This window comes from Rubrobacter sp. M3-4 (genome assembly GCF_059772285.1).
In genome coordinates this window covers 198,946-216,338 of record NZ_JCBAJP010000005.1, presented here as the reverse complement: position 1 = coordinate 216,338, position 17,393 = coordinate 198,946, and the positions used below count along the sequence as shown (strand labels likewise).

Sequence of the window (17,393 nt, the reverse complement as noted above, 5' to 3'; positions counted from 1 at the left end):
CATGTTGACGCGGCCCGGATCCAGGCGGGTGGGAGCCCGGACGGAGAACACCTTTCGTGCGGCCGTGGTGCAGGCTGCGCCGGTAGCCTTCGATCTCGAGGCCACCCTCGAGAAGGCCGAGAGGCTGCTGGAGAAGGCTGCGGCGGGAGGGGCGAAGCTCGTGGTCTTCCCCGAGGCTTTCTTCGGGGGGTACCCGCGCGGGATCACCTTCGGGGCCGTGGTGGGATCCCGCACCCCGGAGGGGCGCGAGTGGTTCCGGCGCTACTGGGCTTCCTCGGTGGAAGTTCCCGGCCCGGCCACGGAGAGGATCTGGGAGATGACACGGAGAGGATCGGGGAGATGACCAACAGGCACGGGGTGTACCTCGTCGCCGGGGTCATAGAGCGGGATGGGGGAACGCTCTACTGCTGTGTGCTCTTCTTCGGGCCCGACGGCGCCCTGCTCGGCAAGCACCGCAAGCTGATGCCCACCGCCGCCGAGCGCCTGGTGTGGGGTTTTGGTGACGGCTCGACGATGCCGGTCCTCGAGACCCCGGTAGGGAGGATCGGGGCGGTTATCTGCTGGGAGAACTACATGCCGCTCATGCGGATGGCGATGTACTCCAAAGGCGTCCAGATCTACTGCGCCCCCACCGCGGACGCTCGCGACACCTGGATCTCGACGATGCGCCACATAGCCTGCGAGGGACGCTGCTACGTGCTATCTGCCAACCAGTTCGCCCGCCGTCGCGACTACCCGGAGGACTATCCCATAGAAGAGAAAGATCCCGAGGCCGTACTCTGCCGCGGGGGTTCTGTGATCGTCTCACCGCTCGGGGAGGTTCTCGCCGGGCCGGTCTTCGGCGAGGAGACGATCGTCTCGGCCGGGATAGACCTCGATGAGATAGCGCGCGGCAAGTACGACTTCGACGTGGTCGGCCACTATTCCCGTCCGGACGTCTTCCGGCTCTACATCGATGAGAGCCCGAAGCCGCCCGTCACCCGCGGCTGATTGCAAATATAATCCGGGCGGTGAACGAGAACCTTTCCGCAGACCCGCGTCTTCCGGCGGCCGTCATCGCCGCCCGCGCAGCGGCGATGGCCAGCCGGGCGCTCGGACGGGGTGGAGGATCGACGATCCCCGGGGTTGTCGCCCGCCGGGTCTGTCCGCGCGTCTTGCGCGAGCTCTCCTCCCGGCTCCCGGAGGGCGCGGTCGCCATCACCGGGACCAACGGCAAGACCACCACCACGCGCATGGTCGCGGAGATCCTGCGCGTGGCCGGTATCCGGGCGGTGAACAACTCGACGGGGGCCAACCTCATCACGGGCGTGACCGCCGCTCTGGTCTCGGATGCCGACCTTCTCGGACGTCCCCGCTCCGGGCTGGGGCTCTTCGAGGTGGACGAGGCGAGCGTGCCGAAGGTCGCCGCGGAGGCCGGGCTCCGGGTCCTCGCCGTGCTCAACCTCTTCCGGGACCAGCTCGACCGCTACGGGGAGCTCGCCTACACCGCGAAGGTCATCGCATCCTCCTTCGAACACCTGCCGGCCGGGGGATCGGTCGTGCTCGACGCCGACGACCCGCTGGTGGCGAGCCTCGGGCGTTCCGCGGGGAAGGCCGTCTACTACGGGGTCGAGGACCGGAGGCTCGATACCGGGAGGCTCGAGCACATCGCGGACTCGAGCGACTGTCCCGTCTGCGGCAGGCACCTGGATTACGAGGCCGTATACATGGGCCACGTCGGACTCTACCGCTGCGCGGGCTGCGGTTTCTCCCGCCCCGGTGTCCGCTACCGGGCGAGCCGGGTGGCGCTGGAGGGGTCCCGGGGAACCAGGTTTCTCCTCGGCACCCCCTCCGGTGAGCGCGAGGTCAGGATAAGGCTCCCGGGGCTCTACAACGTCTACAACGCGCTCGCCGCCGCGGCCGTCGCCGGCGAGGTAGGGGTGGGGTTCGAGGACATCACGCGTGGCCTGGAGTCCTTCAGGGGGGCCTTCGGGCGGGTCGAGCGGGTGCGGGCCGAGGATAGGGAGGTCTTCCTTTTGCTCATCAAGAACCCGGTGGGGTTCGACGAGATCCTGCGGACCTTCATGCTCTCCGGCGAGGCCACCCATGTCCTCATCGCCATAAACGACAACGACGCCGACGGGCGCGACGTCTCCTGGCTGTGGGACGTGAACTTCGAGATGCTCCGGGACGTCCGGGAGGGGCTCCCGCCTTTCCGGGTGAGCGGGATCCGGGCCCACGACATGGCCGTGCGCCTGAAGTACGCCGACCTTCCGGTAGGGGAGGTCGTCCCGGATCGCAGGGAGGCGCTGAAGAAGGCGCTCGGGGCGACGCCGCCCGGCGAGACGCTCTACGTGCTCCCCACCTACACGGCGATGCTCGAGATCCGCAGGGCCCTGAGCGACATGGGCTACACCCATCCTTTCTGGGAGGACAGATGAAGCTCACCGTCCACCATCTCTACGCCCGGATGATGAACCTCTACGGCGACCGGGGGAACGTGATCTCGATCGTCCGGCGCTGCGAGTGGCGCGGGATACCGGTCGAGGTCGTCGAGGTGAACCTCGGGGAGAAGCTGAGGCCGACCGGCTGCGACGTCTTCCTCTTCGGCGGCGGCCAGGACCGGGAGCAGGCGCTCCTGGCCGAGGACCTCTCCGGCAGCAAGGGTGCCGATCTGAGGGCCATCGTCGAGGACGGGGGCGTGATGCTCGGGGTGTGCGGCGGCTACCAGCTGATGGGCCACCACTACGAAACCCCCGAGGGGCAGAGGCTCCCCGGCATCGGCGTCTTCGACCTGTACACCAGGCCGCGCCGCCCCGACGAAGCCCGGCTCATCGGGAACGTGCTCGTCCGCACCTCTCTCGGCGGGGAGGAGCGGGAGCTGGTCGGTTTCGAGAACCACGGGGGGAGGACCTATCTCGGTGGTGTCGAACCGCTCGGCAGGGTCGTCTCGGGATACGGCAACAACGGCGAGGACGGCACCGAGGGGGCGCGCCGTCTCAACGCCTACGGCACCTACCTCCACGGCTCGCTCCTGCCCAAGAACCCCTGGTTCACCGACCACCTCATCGCGACCGCCTTGAGGAGGGTGGACGGCTCCTTCGAGCTCGAACCCCTGGACGACGGGCTCGAGGAGAGAGCCTTCCGGGCTATGGCCGAAAGGATCACCTCGGGAAGGGCGTGAGTTTCTAGCGTCCTCCACCCCTCCCTTCGAGCACCCGGAGCACCCGTCGGGCGCGGGGGTTCGTGGTCGAGATCCAGCGCATCAGCACCTCCCTGCGGGCGGCTTCGTCGAGCGGGTAGTCCTCTCTTGCCTCGGCACGGGCCCGGTTCGTGGCGTGAAAGAGCGTTATCGCGGCGGCGACCGAGATGTTGAGGCTCTGGACGAAGCCGCGCATGGGGACGACGAAGGTGCCGTCGACCAGCTCCAGCGCCCTCCCGGAGAGCCCCTCGTGCTCGTTGCCGAAGAGGAAGGCGGCTGGGCGGGAGAGGTCGACCTCCTGCAGGGGCACGGCGTTCCCGTCGAGTCGGCTCCCCCAGAGCCGGTATCCGCGTTCCCGCAGGAAGGATGCGGCCTCCTCGATGCTGCGGTGGCGGTGGATCGTGAGCCACCTGTCCGAGCCCTGCGTGATCCCGGGGCTGGGGGAGAATGGTTTCTCACCCTCGACCACCGAGACGTCCTGCACCCCGAAGGCCTCCGCCGAGCGCAGCACGGCCGCCTGGTTGTGCCCGTCGTCGACCGCCTCGAGCAGCACGGTTACGTAGCGGGTGCGGTTCTCGAGCACCTCGAGCATGCGCCGGGCCCGGCGGGGGCTGAGCATGCTCCAGAAGACCTCCCTGAGGTGCTCGTCCATCTCCTCAGAGACGGTAGTCGCCGGTGTGCGCCTCTTCCAGGTAACGGGCGAGCAGGGTGAAGGCGGCCTCGACGTCGGAGGCGGCCACCATCTCGTTCGGCGAGTGGACGTAGCGGGCCGGGACCGAGAGCGTTATCGCGGGGATGCCCCCGTGCAGCCGCTGCACGCCCCCTGCGTCGGTGCCGCCGCGCGGCAGGATCTCCATCTGGTGATCGATGCCCTCGCGCTCGGCTATCCTCCTCATGTGCTCGACCAGCTTCGGGTTGGAGATGAAGGAGGAGTCCATGATCTTTATGGCCACGCCTTTGCCTAGCTCGGCGACGCGATCTTCCTCCGCGCTCCCGGGCACGTCGAGCGCGAGCGTGATGTCGAGCGCGACGATCACGCTCGGCTCGAGGCCCCATCCGCTCGCTGCGGCCCCCCGCAGGCCGACCTCCTCCTGCACGGTCGCCACCGCGTGCACCGTGGCCTCGTTCGACCTCATCGCCCGGAGCGCCTCGTACATGACCAGCAGGCCCACCCGGTCGTCCATCGCCTTGCCCATGTAGCAGCCGCCGACTTTCTCGAGGGTGCGGTCCATCGTCACGTAGTCTCCGATGCGGACCTTGCCTCGCACCTCTTCCGCCGCCATCCCGAGGTCGACGAAGAACTCCTGCAGCTTGGGCAGCCGGTTCGCCTCCTCGCCCGCTACGTGCGGCGGCTTGCGGACGGGCTGCAGCGCCCCGCGCAGCCGTTCTCCCTCCCGGGTCGTAACGATCACCCGCTGGGAGATCATGTTCGCCGGGTCATGGCCGCCGACGGGCTGCAGCCGGAGGAACCCCTTGTCGTCTATCTGCCTGACGAGGAAGCCGATCTCGTCCATGTGCGCCGCGACCATCACCCGCACGTCCTCCCGGCCCTTCTTCGTCCCGATGACGCTGCCGAGCGGGTCGGTTCTCACCTCGTCGGTCAGCCCTCCCAGCACCTCACGCGCTATCTCGCGCTGCTCTTCCTCGCGCCCCGGCACGGAGGGCGTCTCGATCAGGCGTCTGAAAAGCTCCTCGTCGAGCGGCATCTATCCTTCTCCTTCTTGTCCGACCGGTCATGGGCCGGAAGAGAGCCTAGCAGCGCCGCCACGAACCGTCAAAGGGCTTCCGCCCGGCGCAGCGTCATGATCTCGACCGAGACCTCGACCTTTAACGGCTCCGGCATGCTCCCCAGGTGACGCCGGACTTCTTCCTCCTCGACGTGTCGGGCGGAGGGCCCCATCATGACGGCGTCCAAGGCGCTCTCGCGGCCGGTGTGGATGTAAAAATCCAGGCTGCGCCTGCGCAGCGGATCGAAGGATTTCGAGAGAGAGGCTTCGATCTGATCCGGCCTGTCCTCCTCCACAGAGAGCATGCCCGGAAGCGAGCTCAGGGGGCGCAGGTGATCCTTGCGCGCCGTCACGACGATGAGCACGCCGTCGGGCTCCAGGATACGCGAGATCTCGGCCGCGTTGCGCGGGGCGAAGATGTCCAGGACGAGCGCTACCGCGCCGTCCGCGACCGGGAGCTCTCTCCAGACGTCGCAGCCGACGGCTCCGATCCTGGGATTCGCCCGGGCGGCCCGACGCAGCGCCGCCGCAGAGGCGTCGAGCGTGAGCCCCCTCCATCCGGGCAGCGCCTCGAGCAGCCTCGCCAGGTAGTACCCCGTCCCCGCCCCGAGATCCACGACACATCCCTCTCTACCTCTCCGCAGGCCGAGCGCCCCGAGCGCCTCGGAGACCACGGCCTCCGCGATGGGATCGTAGAACCCCGACCCCAGAAAGCGCTCCCGCGCCGCGATCATGCGCGCCGAATCCCCCGTGTGCACGCGCCCCGGCGGGGCGAAGAGAGACACGTAACCCTGCCGGGCCACGTCGTGGCTGTGCCCGAGTCCGCAGTACAGAACGCCTTCGCCACCGCAAAGCGGCCCGTGACAGACCGGACAGCGCAGCAAGTGTACCACCGTATCGAGCATCTCGTCCTTCCACAGGATACAAGACGACAACCATCTATCAGAAAGTAGAATGCTTTGTAGGCTCAAAACGGGAGCTCGCGCCCCGCACGCGCGAGCTCATAGCAGAGCTGTTTCAATCCCTCATAGGTAGGCTCAAAACTTCGAGAGCGCACGATATGCGTTCTGGGCTGGAGCCGGTTTCAATCCCTCATAGGTAGGCTCAAAACCCGGCCCCGCCCTCCGCGCCGGGCCCTCCGGTTCACGTTTCAATCCCTCATAGGTAGGCTCAAAACCAGCGCCAGGACCGCGACGGAAAGGGCAGCCAGCGGAGGGTTTCAATCCCTCATAGGTAGGCTCAAAACCCATCTTCCGGTATGCCTCCTGCCGGGTCTTCCCCGAAGTTTCAATCCCTCATAGGTAGGCTCAAAACGAAGCTGTGGCGCAAGCAGGTTCTCCCCTACCGCGCGAGTTTCAATCCCTCATAGGTAGGCTCAAAACATGATATCCGGGAAGCCTGGCGTGCTGCCTTTTGAGCGGTTTCAATCCCTCATAGGTAGGCTCAAAACTCCTGAAGAAGATCGACGATCTCAGGAAGACCTACGGGTTTCAATCCCTCATAGGTAGGCTCAAAACGGATGGTGCGGCGTGGACCACTACGCGCCCGGCCGAGTTTCAATCCCTCATAGGTAGGCTCAAAACCGCATCACCCGATGAGACCGTCCCAGCCGGCGTCTCGTTTCAATCCCTCATAGGTAGGCTCAAAACCGACCGCCACCAGGCCGGCGATGGCCCCGATTGCGATCGGTTTCAATCCCTCATAGGTAGGCTCAAAACCAGGAATGTTCCCTGAAAAAGAAAGGACGACTATGGCTGGTTTCAATCCCTCATAGGTAGGCTCAAAACCGCCGACTACACGCTCGGCGTAGTCTATGCATACGAGTTTCAATCCCTCATAGGTAGGCTCAAAACGCCGGGTGACCGCTACGGCTTCCTCGCGTTCAAGTCGTTGTTTCAATCCCTCATAGGTAGGCTCAAAACTGCGGTTCGGCTCCCGGATCACCGCCCCTCCCCCCGCAGAGTTTCAATCCCTCATAGGTAGGCTCAAAACCCATACGTTCATCCGCCAGGCTCGCGTTATTCCGAGTTTCAATCCCTCATAGGTAGGCTCAAAACGCAAGCGGAGAGAGTATGGCGATGAGACCGGCGATCGGTTTCAATCCCTCATAGGTAGGCTCAAAACCGAGAAGGGAGGAGAAGAGACGATGAAGCGACTGCGTTTCAATCCCTCATAGGTAGGCTCAAAACCCGACGACGGCATCCGACCACGGCCCCGGCCCCGCGCTGTTGTTTCAATCCCTCATAGGTAGGCTCAAAACCCGGCCCCGCCCTCCGCGCCGGGCCCTCCGGTTCACGTTTCAATCCCTCATAGGTAGGCTCAAAACCAGCGCCAGGACCGCGACGGAAAGGGCAGCCAGCGGAGGGTTTCAATCCCTCATAGGTAGGCTCAAAACCGTCACGGAACTTCGCGTGTACGAAGGGTATGAAGTGTTTCAATCCCTCATAGGTAGGCTCAAAACTGCGTCGTACGTGCCGGCGTGGAGCGAGATCACCGGGTTTCAATCCCTCATAGGTAGGCTCAAAACGGGATCAGATCCCCGGCTCGTGGAAGAGCAACCCGCCTGTTTCAATCCCTCATAGGTAGGCTCAAAACAAGATCGTCGCTCGGGGAGCCGGCTACATCATCCGGTTTCAATCCCTCATAGGTAGGCTCAAAACAGGCTTCCGCCAGGGAGCCTGAGTTCGAGGTGCAGAGTTTCAATCCCTCATAGGTAGGCTCAAAACGTGGCCAATCTTCTTGCGAGCGCCCGCATTATTTCAGAGTTTCAATCCCTCATAGGTAGGCTCAAAACTAGTCGTCCTCTGGCTCATCCTGTGGCGGTGAGGTGAGCCACAGTTTCAATCCCTCATAGGTAGGCTCAAAACCCCGCGCCAGCGGTGGACACGGGGATGGGATACCACCGGTTTCAATCCCTCATAGGTAGGCTCAAAACGGGGGAAGCAGCGAAAGAGTATCTGCAGTCTCTTAGTTTCAATCCCTCATAGGTAGGCTCAAAACAGAGGGGAGGACAGGGACGCGCGAGGAGAGCTTTTCGTTTCAATCCCTCATAGGTAGGCTCAAAACGCCTCGTTCACGGCCTTGATCCGGCCGGTGGCATCCGGTTTCAATCCCTCATAGGTAGGCTCAAAACGGCGATGATGGCCTGCCCCGCCGTGACGGTCCACGCCGGTTTCAATCCCTCATAGGTAGGCTCAAAACGCGCGGTTTATCATCCGCGCAGCGGGATCCTCACGCTCTAGTTTCAATCCCTCATAGGTAGGCTCAAAACTCGTCTCCGGGCCAGGTCCTGATATCCTCCGGGACTCGTTTCAATCCCTCATAGGTAGGCTCAAAACGAAGCTCAAGGAGGTGGTGGGCCAGGACGAGTACAGTTTCAATCCCTCATAGGTAGGCTCAAAACGCGAGAGGGGAGGACAGGGACGCGCGAGGAGAGCTTTTCGTTTCAATCCCTCATAGGTAGGCTCAAAACGGGCCACGCTCCGGGCCGTGGGCGCCTGGGACCGCTAGTTTCAATCCCTCATAGGTAGGCTCAAAACGTCCGTTCCAGAAGGTCTCCGTCGCGGCGGATACCACCGTTTCAATCCCTCATAGGTAGGCTCAAAACCTCGTGGTCGATGGAAAGACACGTCCTCTCGTCCACCGGTTTCAATCCCTCATAGGTAGGCTCAAAACCAACGCCCAAATGCCGGTTTTGCAGCTATTTTGCGGATTCCTCCTTTCTCCCGCGACTTTCTTGCTCTTAAACCTGATTATAGAGCAAAGCGCTTGGGTAAGCCAGATCTTCGTGCGTCGATCTCCGGAGGGTGATGCGCTATCGGAGGTCGACGCGACTACAGGAAGCTGGTCTCCTGCTCTGAGCGGGAGGGGAGTCCGAGCTCTTCGGTGGAGAGATATCTCGTGCTGCGGAGCAGGTAGAAGCGCACGGCGTCTTCCTCGGGGTCTATGGCCTTGCTCACCTCGTGCTTGAGCTTCTTGTACTGTGCGGGGCTGAGTTCACCTTCGAGGACGGAGTTCTGGACGTGCTCGAGGTACTTGCGGCCAATCTTGAGCACTTTGACCACGCGCTTTACGTTGACGTCGTATACCATGATCACGTACACGCGCTCCTACCACCGGCTTACGAACGGCTCGTAAGGCTCGTCACCCATCAGGTGTTTCTCGAGTTTGTAGAGCTCCATCCGTATGAGGCGCCGATAGGAGACCGGGCGACCGAGTTTCGGGTGTTTGATGGTTTCTTTCAGGCGCGCCTCGTACGCTTCGATGAACGTTTTGCGTCCGTTTTCGTTCAGAAAGACCCCTTCCGTTCCCTTCAGGAAGTGCTTTGCCTGTATCGTACCCCGGTTGAGCAGGGAGAAGATCACCCGGTCCACGATGATGGGTTTGAAGATCTCGGCCACGTCGAGGTTGAGCGTGTAGCGGCGCTGGTTGGTGGTGTGCAGGTACCCGATGCGCGGGTCGAGGTGTGTGCGGTATATCTCGGAGAGCGCGGTGACGTAGAGCAGGCTGTTGCCGAAGGAGACGAGCGCGTTGATCCTGTTCGCCGGAGGGCGGCGGGTGCGCTTCTCGAAGCGGAAGTCTCCGCTCTTTACGATCTCGTCCCAGCAACCGTAGTACAGATCTCGGCAACCGCCCTCGAGCGCCATCAGTTCCTCCGTCGTGAGAGCCAGCGGGAGAGCCTCCTTCTTCGCCGCCAGCCCGGAGAGGGCGTCTTCCAGCTGTACGCCGCGCCGCGCGTAGTAGCCGAGCACCCGCTCCATGTTCGATATCGCCCCGCGCACGAAGGTTCGGGCCAGCTCGATGCGCTTCTCCGGATCGAGGTAGTGGGAGGCCTGCTGGAGCGTCATGTATCCCGAGGAATACTGCTCGCGCGGCATGTACGAGCCTGACCAGTAGCCGTAGTAGTTGTAGACGTGCAGCGGGATGGCGTTCTGCGAGAGGAAGACCAGGAGCTTCGTGTTCACCGAGATCTCGCCGAAGACGTGGATCTCACCCGTCGTCTCCACCGGCACGAATCGCCTGCCTCCGTCCGCCAGCGTGAAGCGCAGCGTGTTCTGCTGACGTTGCAGCTCTCCGGCGTTGAAGATGTAGATTGGCTTCCTCACGACCAGCAGTACTCCGCGTATGCGCACCTTCTGCAGAACGGGATTTTCCTGGCTGGAGGAGGTGTTCGTTTTTCGAGCAGTTCCTCTATCTCCGAGAGCGTGCGTTCGATCCTTGCAATCAGTTCGTCCGTCAGCTCGACCACTTCCCTCTTGCGTTCACTGGGGATGAGGATCTCTCCCGAAACCACCATGTTCTGCCGGGACAGACGCCATAGATAGTAGCCGAGCTGCAAACGGGCTGCGGACAGGTAGCGGGAAGACTTCTTCACCTCGGAGACGACGAGCCGGTCTCCCTCCCTGCGGACCCGGTCCAGCTTCATGCCCGGAAGGCTCAATTCCTTCATCGAGCGCTCGTAGTGTTCGAGCTGGTTGAGTCTCCCTTCGGATAGAAGCTCGAACTCCCTCTCCGGCTCCAGTTGATGAGCCATCAACCAGGCCTCGCGTGGACAAATCTCGTAGTACCAGACCAGCGTGCCTGTGATCTCGGCTTTCAAACGAAGATGTCTCCCTCCAGGATCAGTCCGGTCTCGGGATCGTAGTTGCCCGGGCGGACGATCCACCATGGATGTCTCCAGTACGGTTCATCTGGATTGTAGTTGCCGATGGGTTCGGCTATTTCACCCGGATGCCAGTCGTTTCTTGCCCAGACCGATACCGTAACCCGGGCGATTCGTCCGGCAAGCTTGCGTAGCGAGCGGCGACGTTCCCAGCGGTCCTTGATCTTCAGTGCTTCTTCCAGCTCTGATTGCAGGTCGCCTTCGTCTCTCTCTGCCACGATCAGACGTACCTGGCAGTCCCTCTCACCTCGCAGAAGAACCTGTATGTTGGGTTGTTGCTTGGCCAGAGAGGCCCAGTTAAGGGTATGTGTCGACCCGAGGTTCTTCCCACTTCGCAATCGCGAGAAGTATTCTTCACATACACAGAGCACATCCTCTTCGAGTATGCTGTCATAAGGTTCGAGAACACTGCGCGTTTCATCGAGCCTCACGTCCGGGCTACCGCGGCCCACCGTGTACACCATCTCGGCGAAAGGTCGGTGCGCGTCGTTGGTCAGATGGTATATTTCCACGTCTTTGCGCGGCTCGGCCCCGTTCCGATTGCAACGGCCCGCGACCTGGATCAGGCTGTCCAGCGGCGCGAAGTCCCTCATCACCAATCCCATGTCTATATCCACCCCGGCCTCTATGACCTGGGTGGAAACGACCAGGCAGGGATCTCGCGAACTTTTTATTTTTTCTATGACGGCGAGTCTGTCTTTCGGCGTTATGTCTGCGGAGAGTAGATGGATTGGGGTCTTCCATTCTTCGTAGAGGATCTTCCAGAGATCTCGAGCGCTGGCTCTTGTATTCAGCGTGATCAAAACACGTTCCTCTTCCAGTTCGTTCTGACGTGCGAGTAAGCTCTCTGCAAACTCGTTCAGGGTCATAGAGCGTTTGTGTTTGAGCGATAGACGGTAGCGGCCGAAAGCCCTGTAGTAGAGAGTGGGATCTTCGATCAGGTTCTCGGTTCCCGTTACGAAGCCTGGTTGTGTGGCGGACATGAGGATGGCGGTGCTGTTCAGATGCTGTGTCAGACCTTGCAGCGCGTGGTCGAGTGGATCCCACAGTTGCGTGGGTAGGGTCTGCACCTCGTCGAAGACGAGCACGGCATCCGCCAGGTTGTGGAATCTCATCTGATATCTGGTGCGGTCGTCGAACAGGGAAAGAAGAAACTGATCGAAGGTCGTGATGACTATCTCCGAGTTCCAGGTGTCCAGGAAGAACTCGGCATCTCGCTCGTTCTCGGTGTCGTAGATGCGCTCGCTGAGGCTGTGGCTTTGCATTAACGTGGAAGGGGGAGGGTGCCCGAGTAGCTCGCCGTAGACCTGCGCTGTTTGATCTATGATCGAGAGAAAGGGCAGAACCACGAAGATGCGCCGGGCTCGACCTTCTGATGCGGCAGCTTCGCGCAGGCTCAGGGCCAGGCTCGCCGCCGTCAACGTCTTGCCCAGACCCGTGGGCAAAGCCAGAGTCCACAAGCGCTGATGGGGATTTTCGCGGATCTTCTTCAAGGTTTCCTCTCGAGCCTGTGAGCGCAGAGCATTGATCGGTGATTCCCCAGAGCCTCGCAGATAGTCGTTCACCAGCGTGGGAGGCAGGTATTCCTTTGGGACGCTCCTGTAATCGGTTTTTCTGTCGGCGGACAGTACCAGAAAGGCCTTGTCCGCTTCCAGCAAGACGCTGAACGCGAACTGCATCTTCAACCGGTCCGCGACCGCTTCCCGAAGATGCGTGCGTGCTTTTTCCCGCAGGTTTTCGATGAGCCTCTCCGCCACGTCATAAGCATCATCGCAGAGCCCTGGGTTGCCCAGTATCTCTTCTAGTGAAAAGCCCGTGAATTCAGAGATTTCCCGAGCCGGTATCCCGGCCGCCTGCTCTTCGATTATTTCCGCCCACTCGTCGCTCAGCAGGAAGTGGTCGGTGAGGCGGTGGGCGTTCGGAAAACCCGAGTGATGGCCGAGCACTGCCGCGGCCACGCACAGCGTCCAGAACGGGTCGCGACCCATGCCATCTCCCAGCAATAGGGTCACGGCGAACCCGACGGGCGTATGGGCCTTCTTGTTGCGTTCGCCACGGTAACCTTCAGGGGCTCGGATGTACTCCTGGAAGGCAGGGCTGGCCTTGCCGAGGTCGTGCAGGCTTACGATTTCCGAGATCAATCGCTCACGCGCAGGGTCGGGTGCGTGCAGACAAAGTATTGACCTCGCCGCCTCTCTCACCTCCGCGACGTGTTCGGACAGTAGCTTGTCTGGGTGAGATAGAAATTCCTGGGCGCGCTTCTCTGTCACAGGAATATCACCGTCTTGGTTTCTCGGGGGGTGCGCACCTCGTAGGCTTCATCGGCACGCACCGGGATGGGGAGGCCGGACCTTTCGATCAGGTATTCTGCATGTGTGAAGACCCGGTCTTCGGTGACCGCGCGCGGCATTCGAAGGGGCAGGATTGCCATGGGCTCTCCGTTGGTTGAAGCTTCGAGCATCCGTCGACCGTCCAGGGTCGCGCCTTCTCTTCTGGCTACGCTGGAACAAAGGATCTCGCTGCCTGCCGGCAAAGCGCGGGCCGTTCCCTCTGCAACGAACTCGAGCCGGGCGATCATCTCGCTGAGGCCCATGCAGGGCGAGTAGTGCCAGCGGCGCTCTCGCATCCGGAGCACGAACTCCTCGTGATGCTCTTCGGGTAGACAGGCCGTTACGGTGTAAGCGGGGTTGAGGAGCCACTCCTGCTTGATCAAGGTGGCCTTCTCGCCGGTGGAGCTGCCTTTGGCTCCGGCCTTTACCTTTCTGGGCAGCAGAGCCGGCGGGTCTTTGCGAAGTTTTACCCGGTGCCAGTGGGTTCGTGGGATGCGCCCCGAAACGGCGATCATCGCGTCCTTCAACTCGACCTGCGGCGTATCCTTCTCGAGCCCCAGGACCGCACCGATCATGCCGAGCAACGCTGTACGGGGTGGCACCGGATAACTCAGGGCGCTGGCGCTCGCCTCGGCCCTCAGAAAGTGACCGAACCGCCCCGTATACTTGAGGACAACAACCGGCCTGGTGTCCTGGCTATCGATCATCTTCTCCCGGGCCGTCGAAGTTGATGTGCCTCACCTCAAAACTTGCAGAACCTTTGAGAAAGTCCTCGTCCCCGGGTGTGAGTTGCAGATCGGGATGTACATCGTACTCTACCCGCTCGACGTGGTGCGCATATTCTTCCAGACGATCCCGCAGGAGCGCGAGATCCACGACGTAATCCAGCGGACTGCTCCACGATTCGGGTGCCTTCTGGCCGTCTACAGCCTCGAGCCTTACGTAATCCAGCAGTCTGCCGAGCTGAAACTCCGAGCCGGGCTTGTATACGATGTTCACCAGCAACCGGGGCACCTGGCCGGCCTTCGTGCGGGTGTTGCCTGCGGAGCGTACGCCCTTCCACAGGGCGTGCAGCAGCTTTGCGTAGTCTTCGTCGGTGAAGAGCGACTTCGCGGCGCTGTGCTCGTTGGCGATCCCGTTGAAGCCAATGAGGCCGTAGCGCAACACGAAATTCTCGGTAAAGGTACCCTGCCGTTTCTCCTCGGCGCTACCGAAGATGCTGGTTCCGCGGATGTCCACTTCCTGGGCTGGATGGATCACTTCTCCTTGTTCGATCTGAACAGCGCCCGTGAGGGTTTTGGGTTCCGGCTTCCATTCACGAGGCCTGACGCCCGCCTCCTTCTCTTCGCCTTTCTTGAAGGCCAGCGTGCTGCCGAACATCCGGGCGTCGATGAAAGAATCCAGGATGATCTGCACCAACTCTTGTCCGTCCGCCTCCCGCTTCCCCTTCTGCTCCAGGTAGGCCCCGACACGCCCGGTAAGGTTGGTCGTCCGGCCCTCGATGCTGTCCACGAGGATGTCGTGGCCCTGCATCTTGAGGAAGTCCCGGACGAAACGCTTGAGCCGCACGTCGCTGACGTAGTAGGTGCCGTCGGGCAGGATGCGCGGGCGGTTCTCGTCCGGGTCGCCGTTCGGGTTGCCCATGCGGATGTCGTAGCAGAAAAGGAACTCCCGTCGGGAAGTAAGGGTGTCTTGCGCGATCACGCGATCTCCTCTCTCTCGTCGCTGGTCCTGGTCGGCATGAATGTCCTGCTCAGCGATTGGCCGAGCAGCAGAAAGTAACCGGTCTCGGTCTGGTTCAGCTTTATGTCGGTGCCGAGGATGGTGCCCAGGTGTCCCAGTTCCTCGATTATGTCTCGAACGTCGGGGCTCGACTCGGTGCCGTAGGTCAGGAGTTTCTCCCGGATTTTGACGTACAGCTCGGGCAGGTCTCTGCCGGTCAGGGTGAAGCGCTTGAGCCAGGGTAGAGCGTTGGCTCCGACGTTGACCCCGCGCGCGGCCTGGACCTGCATGAGCTTCCCGAACAACGCCCCCAGAAGAAACGCGTACGCTTTCTCTGGCGTGTCTATGCCGGTGCGCCCGTCGGCATCGGCGAAGAACCCGCGGAGCCGTTCGGTCTGCGGCTCGTACCGCCATCCATCCATCATCGGGTACACCCCCAGTCTTCGCAGGAAGTAGATGAAGCGACACAGGTGTCGCACCCAGCCGGCCATCGTGAGGTAGGCATCTCCCTTCTTGCTCCTCCCTTCGTTGATCAGACCGTAAGAACCTCGCTCCAGCGCATCCAACAGATACGCTTCGGAGATGTCTCGGACTTCCTCCCAGAACCTCTCGACCGGAACCTGACGGCTGTGGTAAGCCGCGGCTGCCGTGTCTCTCTTGAGCTCGAAGAGCCTTGAGCCTTTGTTGGCCTTCTCGGTTCGTTTGCCACCGGGGTGTTTCAGCAGCTCGTTCAGGTAGTTGAAAGCGACGTCCAGCCTCAGCTGCTCTCCGTACTCGAGCTCGGGAAACGGTGCAGACCGGTCTTTGTTCACCTCGTTGACCACCTCGGAGATGGCCCGCAGCCGTGAGGGTAATACGTCCGTAACCATCCCGCGCACGTTCTCCAGCTTCTGTCCGAAGTCCGCCCACAGGATGGTTATGCTCGTGACCACGTCCTCCTCGTTCGCCATGCTTTCGAGCTTCCTCTCCTGACGGACAAGTGGTTCTCCCTTGCTGACTTTCGGGACGTAGTTGTCTTCGACCCATCGTATGAATCTCAGGCGTTTATCAGGGTCCAGGGTGGTATAGGGCACGAGCAGGGCGCGTTCCCCGGCGACACGGGCCAGGAAGCGGTCGCGCACGTGGTAGGAAAATACGTACAGTAGATCTGCGACCTCCGCAGAGAGCGCGAACTTCTTCCACGCGGCTCCATCGTCGAGGCCCGGGAAAACGCCGAGGCGATCCGCGTTGCTCAGGTTCAGCCCGGCACCGGCCAGGGCGTTGGGGTAGACCGTCCCGCGCATGTTGCTCAGCGCGCACCGTCCGTCGTCCACGGGCTTTAGCTTGCCGGTCGAGTACTTCTCTCTTGCCAGGATGGATCTCAGGTACTCGATGTACGCGTCGACCTCGCCGGGAAGCCTTCCTTCGGGGTCCAATACGCTGAGGAAGCAGGTTTGACGCTCCGGAATCTCACGGATCGCCAGGCCGAGAGCGTGGGTACCGTCCTCGAACACTACTCCCCGGAAACGTAGCTTGGGTCGCGAGAGGACCGTGGTCACGTATTTGAAGTAGTCGGCCCACGGTTCACCCGAATCCGCTATTTCGCGGAAGTCCTTCAGCGTGGTGTCGTTGATCTTCTGTGATGGACCAGGGCCTTTGGATTTGTCGTGGGTGCGTTTGATCACCGGGCCCAACGCACCCGATTGTGAACCGGTGGATTGAACGAAGGGCAGGCGCAGTTCGTCTCCTTCTCTGCGTTCGCGCTGCTCCAGAACGGATACCTGCGAATCGCAGGGATCCGGCCTGAGCACGTAGAAGTTGGGAGACATCGAATCGCGCGCCGCTTCTATGAGATACGGAAACAGAAGCTCCGGATTCTTTTTGCGCACACGCAGATACCATTCCCACGGCTCGGATTCGTTTTTGTCGTAGGGTAAGCGTTCGCGCAGGTAATCCAGCGCGATACGGCTCATGGCTTCAAGCAATCCTCTTGTCCTCCTGGTTGTTCCGTTTGATCACTTCAAACATCCCGAACCCCGCCGAGTTCTTGCTTCCCAAGCCGGTGTCGTAGGCGAGCTGCAGGTACGGACGGGGCATCTTCAGCTCGTAGAGGCCCATCCAACCCTTGACGACGGTGCCCTTGAAGCGCAGGACCTTCTGGTCCGCGCTCCGCACCCGGTACGGCCTGATGCTCGCCTCTTTCAGATCCTCCTCGGGGTCTGTGTCCCAGCCCAGCGCCAAAACCTTGCGTTTGATGTTGTCCACCAGGGACTTGCGCCACTCCTCTTCGTAAGGTGAGTAGTAATAGGTCTTCTTTTTGCCATCGGGTGCGGCGAGCGTCGTGTAGGCGGTGATGGGGGAGAGGGCCCTGACGATCACGGGCTTCCCCCCGTTCATCTCTGGCTCGGGCTCCACGGCGACCTCTTCCACGAGGCAACTCCTCCTGCCGAGCTCCACGGATGGTTTCCTCAGCAGGTGCTCCCCCAGCGAGCAGAGCACGTCCGGGTCGGCCGAGGAGAGGTAGAAATGGGCTCCCCGCAAGAAGCGTACCTTGCCCTTCGAGATCTCACGCTTCCCGAAGAGCCGGGAGAAGACGAAGAGCTTGAAGCGTCGCTTCTCGTAGGCGTGTCCCTCCTCGTGCAACCAGCCTGAGAGGGCCCGGTCGAGGTTAGCGTAGATGAACCCCTGCAGGGTGCTGTTGTACTGCAGGGGAAGGCACAGGATGCCATCTTCAGGCGAAAGAGCAATCTTGAGTCTCAAAAGCCCCCTCCTCTTTGGGAGTCAAACTATTT

Annotated in this window: 13 protein-coding genes, 1 pseudogene and 1 CRISPR repeat array; of the genes and pseudogenes, 3 read left to right on the top strand and 11 right to left on the bottom strand. The window is 61.9% G+C overall.

Annotation, left to right across the window (positions count from 1 at the left end; all coding sequences use genetic code 11):
• Position 1: 1 nt before the first annotated feature.
• From AC6EKW_RS07950 to AC6EKW_RS07940, 3 genes and pseudogenes are all read left to right on the top strand, one after another.
• Positions 2 to 990, top strand: a pseudogene (locus AC6EKW_RS07950) (nitrilase-related carbon-nitrogen hydrolase).
• A 20-nt stretch (positions 991 to 1,010) separates the two neighbouring features.
• Positions 1,011 to 2,420, top strand: coding sequence for a MurT ligase domain-containing protein (locus AC6EKW_RS07945; protein ID WP_273888968.1), 1,410 nt, complete (start codon positions 1,011 to 1,013; stop codon positions 2,418 to 2,420).
• Positions 2,417 to 3,163, top strand: coding sequence for a type 1 glutamine amidotransferase (locus AC6EKW_RS07940; RefSeq protein ID WP_273888967.1), 747 nt, complete (start codon positions 2,417 to 2,419; stop codon positions 3,161 to 3,163). Before AC6EKW_RS07945 ends, AC6EKW_RS07940 begins: the two co-directional genes overlap by 4 nt.
• Positions 3,164 to 3,167: 4 nt before the next feature.
• Here the strand turns inward: AC6EKW_RS07940 and AC6EKW_RS07935 are convergent, their stop codons facing one another.
• From AC6EKW_RS07935 to cas6, 11 genes are all read right to left on the bottom strand, one after another.
• Positions 3,168 to 3,833 (bottom strand): TrmH family RNA methyltransferase, encoded by a 666-nt coding sequence (locus tag AC6EKW_RS07935; protein WP_273888966.1) that lies wholly within the window; start codon positions 3,831 to 3,833, stop codon positions 3,168 to 3,170.
• A gap of 4 nt (positions 3,834 to 3,837) precedes the next feature.
• Complete coding sequence (locus AC6EKW_RS07930; protein ID WP_273888965.1) at positions 3,838 to 4,887, bottom strand: M42 family metallopeptidase; 1,050 nt, start codon at positions 4,885 to 4,887, stop codon at positions 3,838 to 3,840.
• A 68-nt stretch (positions 4,888 to 4,955) separates the two neighbouring features.
• Positions 4,956 to 5,813, bottom strand: coding sequence for a putative RNA methyltransferase (locus AC6EKW_RS07925; RefSeq protein ID WP_498514106.1), 858 nt, complete (start codon positions 5,811 to 5,813; stop codon positions 4,956 to 4,958).
• A gap of 109 nt (positions 5,814 to 5,922) precedes the next feature.
• Positions 5,923 to 8,583: direct repeats of the CRISPR family, unit length 30 nt; unit sequence GTTTCAATCCCTCATAGGTAGGCTCAAAAC.
• A 158-nt stretch (positions 8,584 to 8,741) separates the two neighbouring features.
• Positions 8,742 to 9,011: a CRISPR-associated endonuclease Cas2 gene (gene cas2 / locus AC6EKW_RS07920; protein ID WP_498514105.1), complete on the bottom strand. Its 270-nt coding sequence runs from the start codon at positions 9,009 to 9,011 to the stop codon at positions 8,742 to 8,744.
• A 6-nt stretch (positions 9,012 to 9,017) separates the two neighbouring features.
• The gene (gene cas1b, locus AC6EKW_RS07915) at positions 9,018 to 10,013 is read right to left on the bottom strand and encodes a type I-B CRISPR-associated endonuclease Cas1b (RefSeq protein ID WP_498514130.1); all 996 of its coding nucleotides are present in this window, start codon (positions 10,011 to 10,013) and stop codon (positions 9,018 to 9,020) included.
• Positions 10,010 to 10,507 carry a CRISPR-associated protein Cas4 gene (gene cas4 / locus AC6EKW_RS07910; protein WP_498514104.1) on the bottom strand — a complete coding sequence of 166 codons (498 nt, stop codon included), beginning with the start codon at positions 10,505 to 10,507 and terminating at the stop codon, positions 10,010 to 10,012. The genes cas1b and cas4 overlap by 4 nt, the downstream gene beginning before the upstream one ends.
• Positions 10,504 to 12,840, bottom strand: coding sequence for a CRISPR-associated helicase Cas3' (cas3, locus tag AC6EKW_RS07905; protein WP_498514103.1), 2,337 nt, complete (start codon positions 12,838 to 12,840; stop codon positions 10,504 to 10,506). Before cas3 ends, cas4 begins: the two co-directional genes overlap by 4 nt.
• Entirely contained in the window at positions 12,837 to 13,607 is a 771-nt protein-coding gene (gene cas5 / locus AC6EKW_RS07900; protein ID WP_498514102.1) for a CRISPR-associated protein Cas5, read from the bottom strand. The genes cas3 and cas5 overlap by 4 nt, the downstream gene beginning before the upstream one ends.
• Positions 13,597 to 14,604 (bottom strand): type I-B CRISPR-associated protein Cas7/Csh2, encoded by a 1,008-nt coding sequence (gene cas7b / locus AC6EKW_RS07895; RefSeq protein WP_498514101.1) that lies wholly within the window; start codon positions 14,602 to 14,604, stop codon positions 13,597 to 13,599. Before cas7b ends, cas5 begins: the two co-directional genes overlap by 11 nt.
• Positions 14,601 to 16,574 (bottom strand): TM1802 family CRISPR-associated protein, encoded by a 1,974-nt coding sequence (locus AC6EKW_RS07890; RefSeq protein ID WP_498514100.1) that lies wholly within the window; start codon positions 16,572 to 16,574, stop codon positions 14,601 to 14,603. The genes cas7b and AC6EKW_RS07890 overlap by 4 nt, the downstream gene beginning before the upstream one ends.
• A 4-nt stretch (positions 16,575 to 16,578) precedes the next feature.
• Positions 16,579 to 17,361, bottom strand: a complete 783-nt coding sequence (cas6, locus tag AC6EKW_RS07885; RefSeq protein ID WP_498514099.1) for a CRISPR-associated endoribonuclease Cas6 — start codon at positions 17,359 to 17,361, stop codon at positions 16,579 to 16,581.
• Positions 17,362 to 17,393 lie beyond the last annotated feature (32 nt).

Bases quoted from the DNA above. Each gene is read 5' to 3' on its own strand.
- AC6EKW_RS07940 (WP_273888967.1), top strand. From the start codon at position 2,417: ATGAAGCTCACCGTCCACCATCTCTACGCCCGGATGATGAACCTCTAC.
- AC6EKW_RS07935 (WP_273888966.1), bottom strand. From the start codon at position 3,833: ATGGACGAGCACCTCAGGGAGGTCTTCTGGAGCATGCTCAGCCCCCGC.
- AC6EKW_RS07930 (WP_273888965.1), bottom strand. From the start codon at position 4,887: ATGCCGCTCGACGAGGAGCTTTTCAGACGCCTGATCGAGACGCCCTCC.
- AC6EKW_RS07925 (WP_498514106.1), bottom strand. From the start codon at position 5,813: ATGCTCGATACGGTGGTACACTTGCTGCGCTGTCCGGTCTGTCACGGG.
- cas5 (WP_498514102.1), bottom strand. From the start codon at position 13,607: ATGATCGATAGCCAGGACACCAGGCCGGTTGTTGTCCTCAAGTATACG.
- AC6EKW_RS07890 (WP_498514100.1), bottom strand. From the start codon at position 16,574: ATGAGCCGTATCGCGCTGGATTACCTGCGCGAACGCTTACCCTACGAC.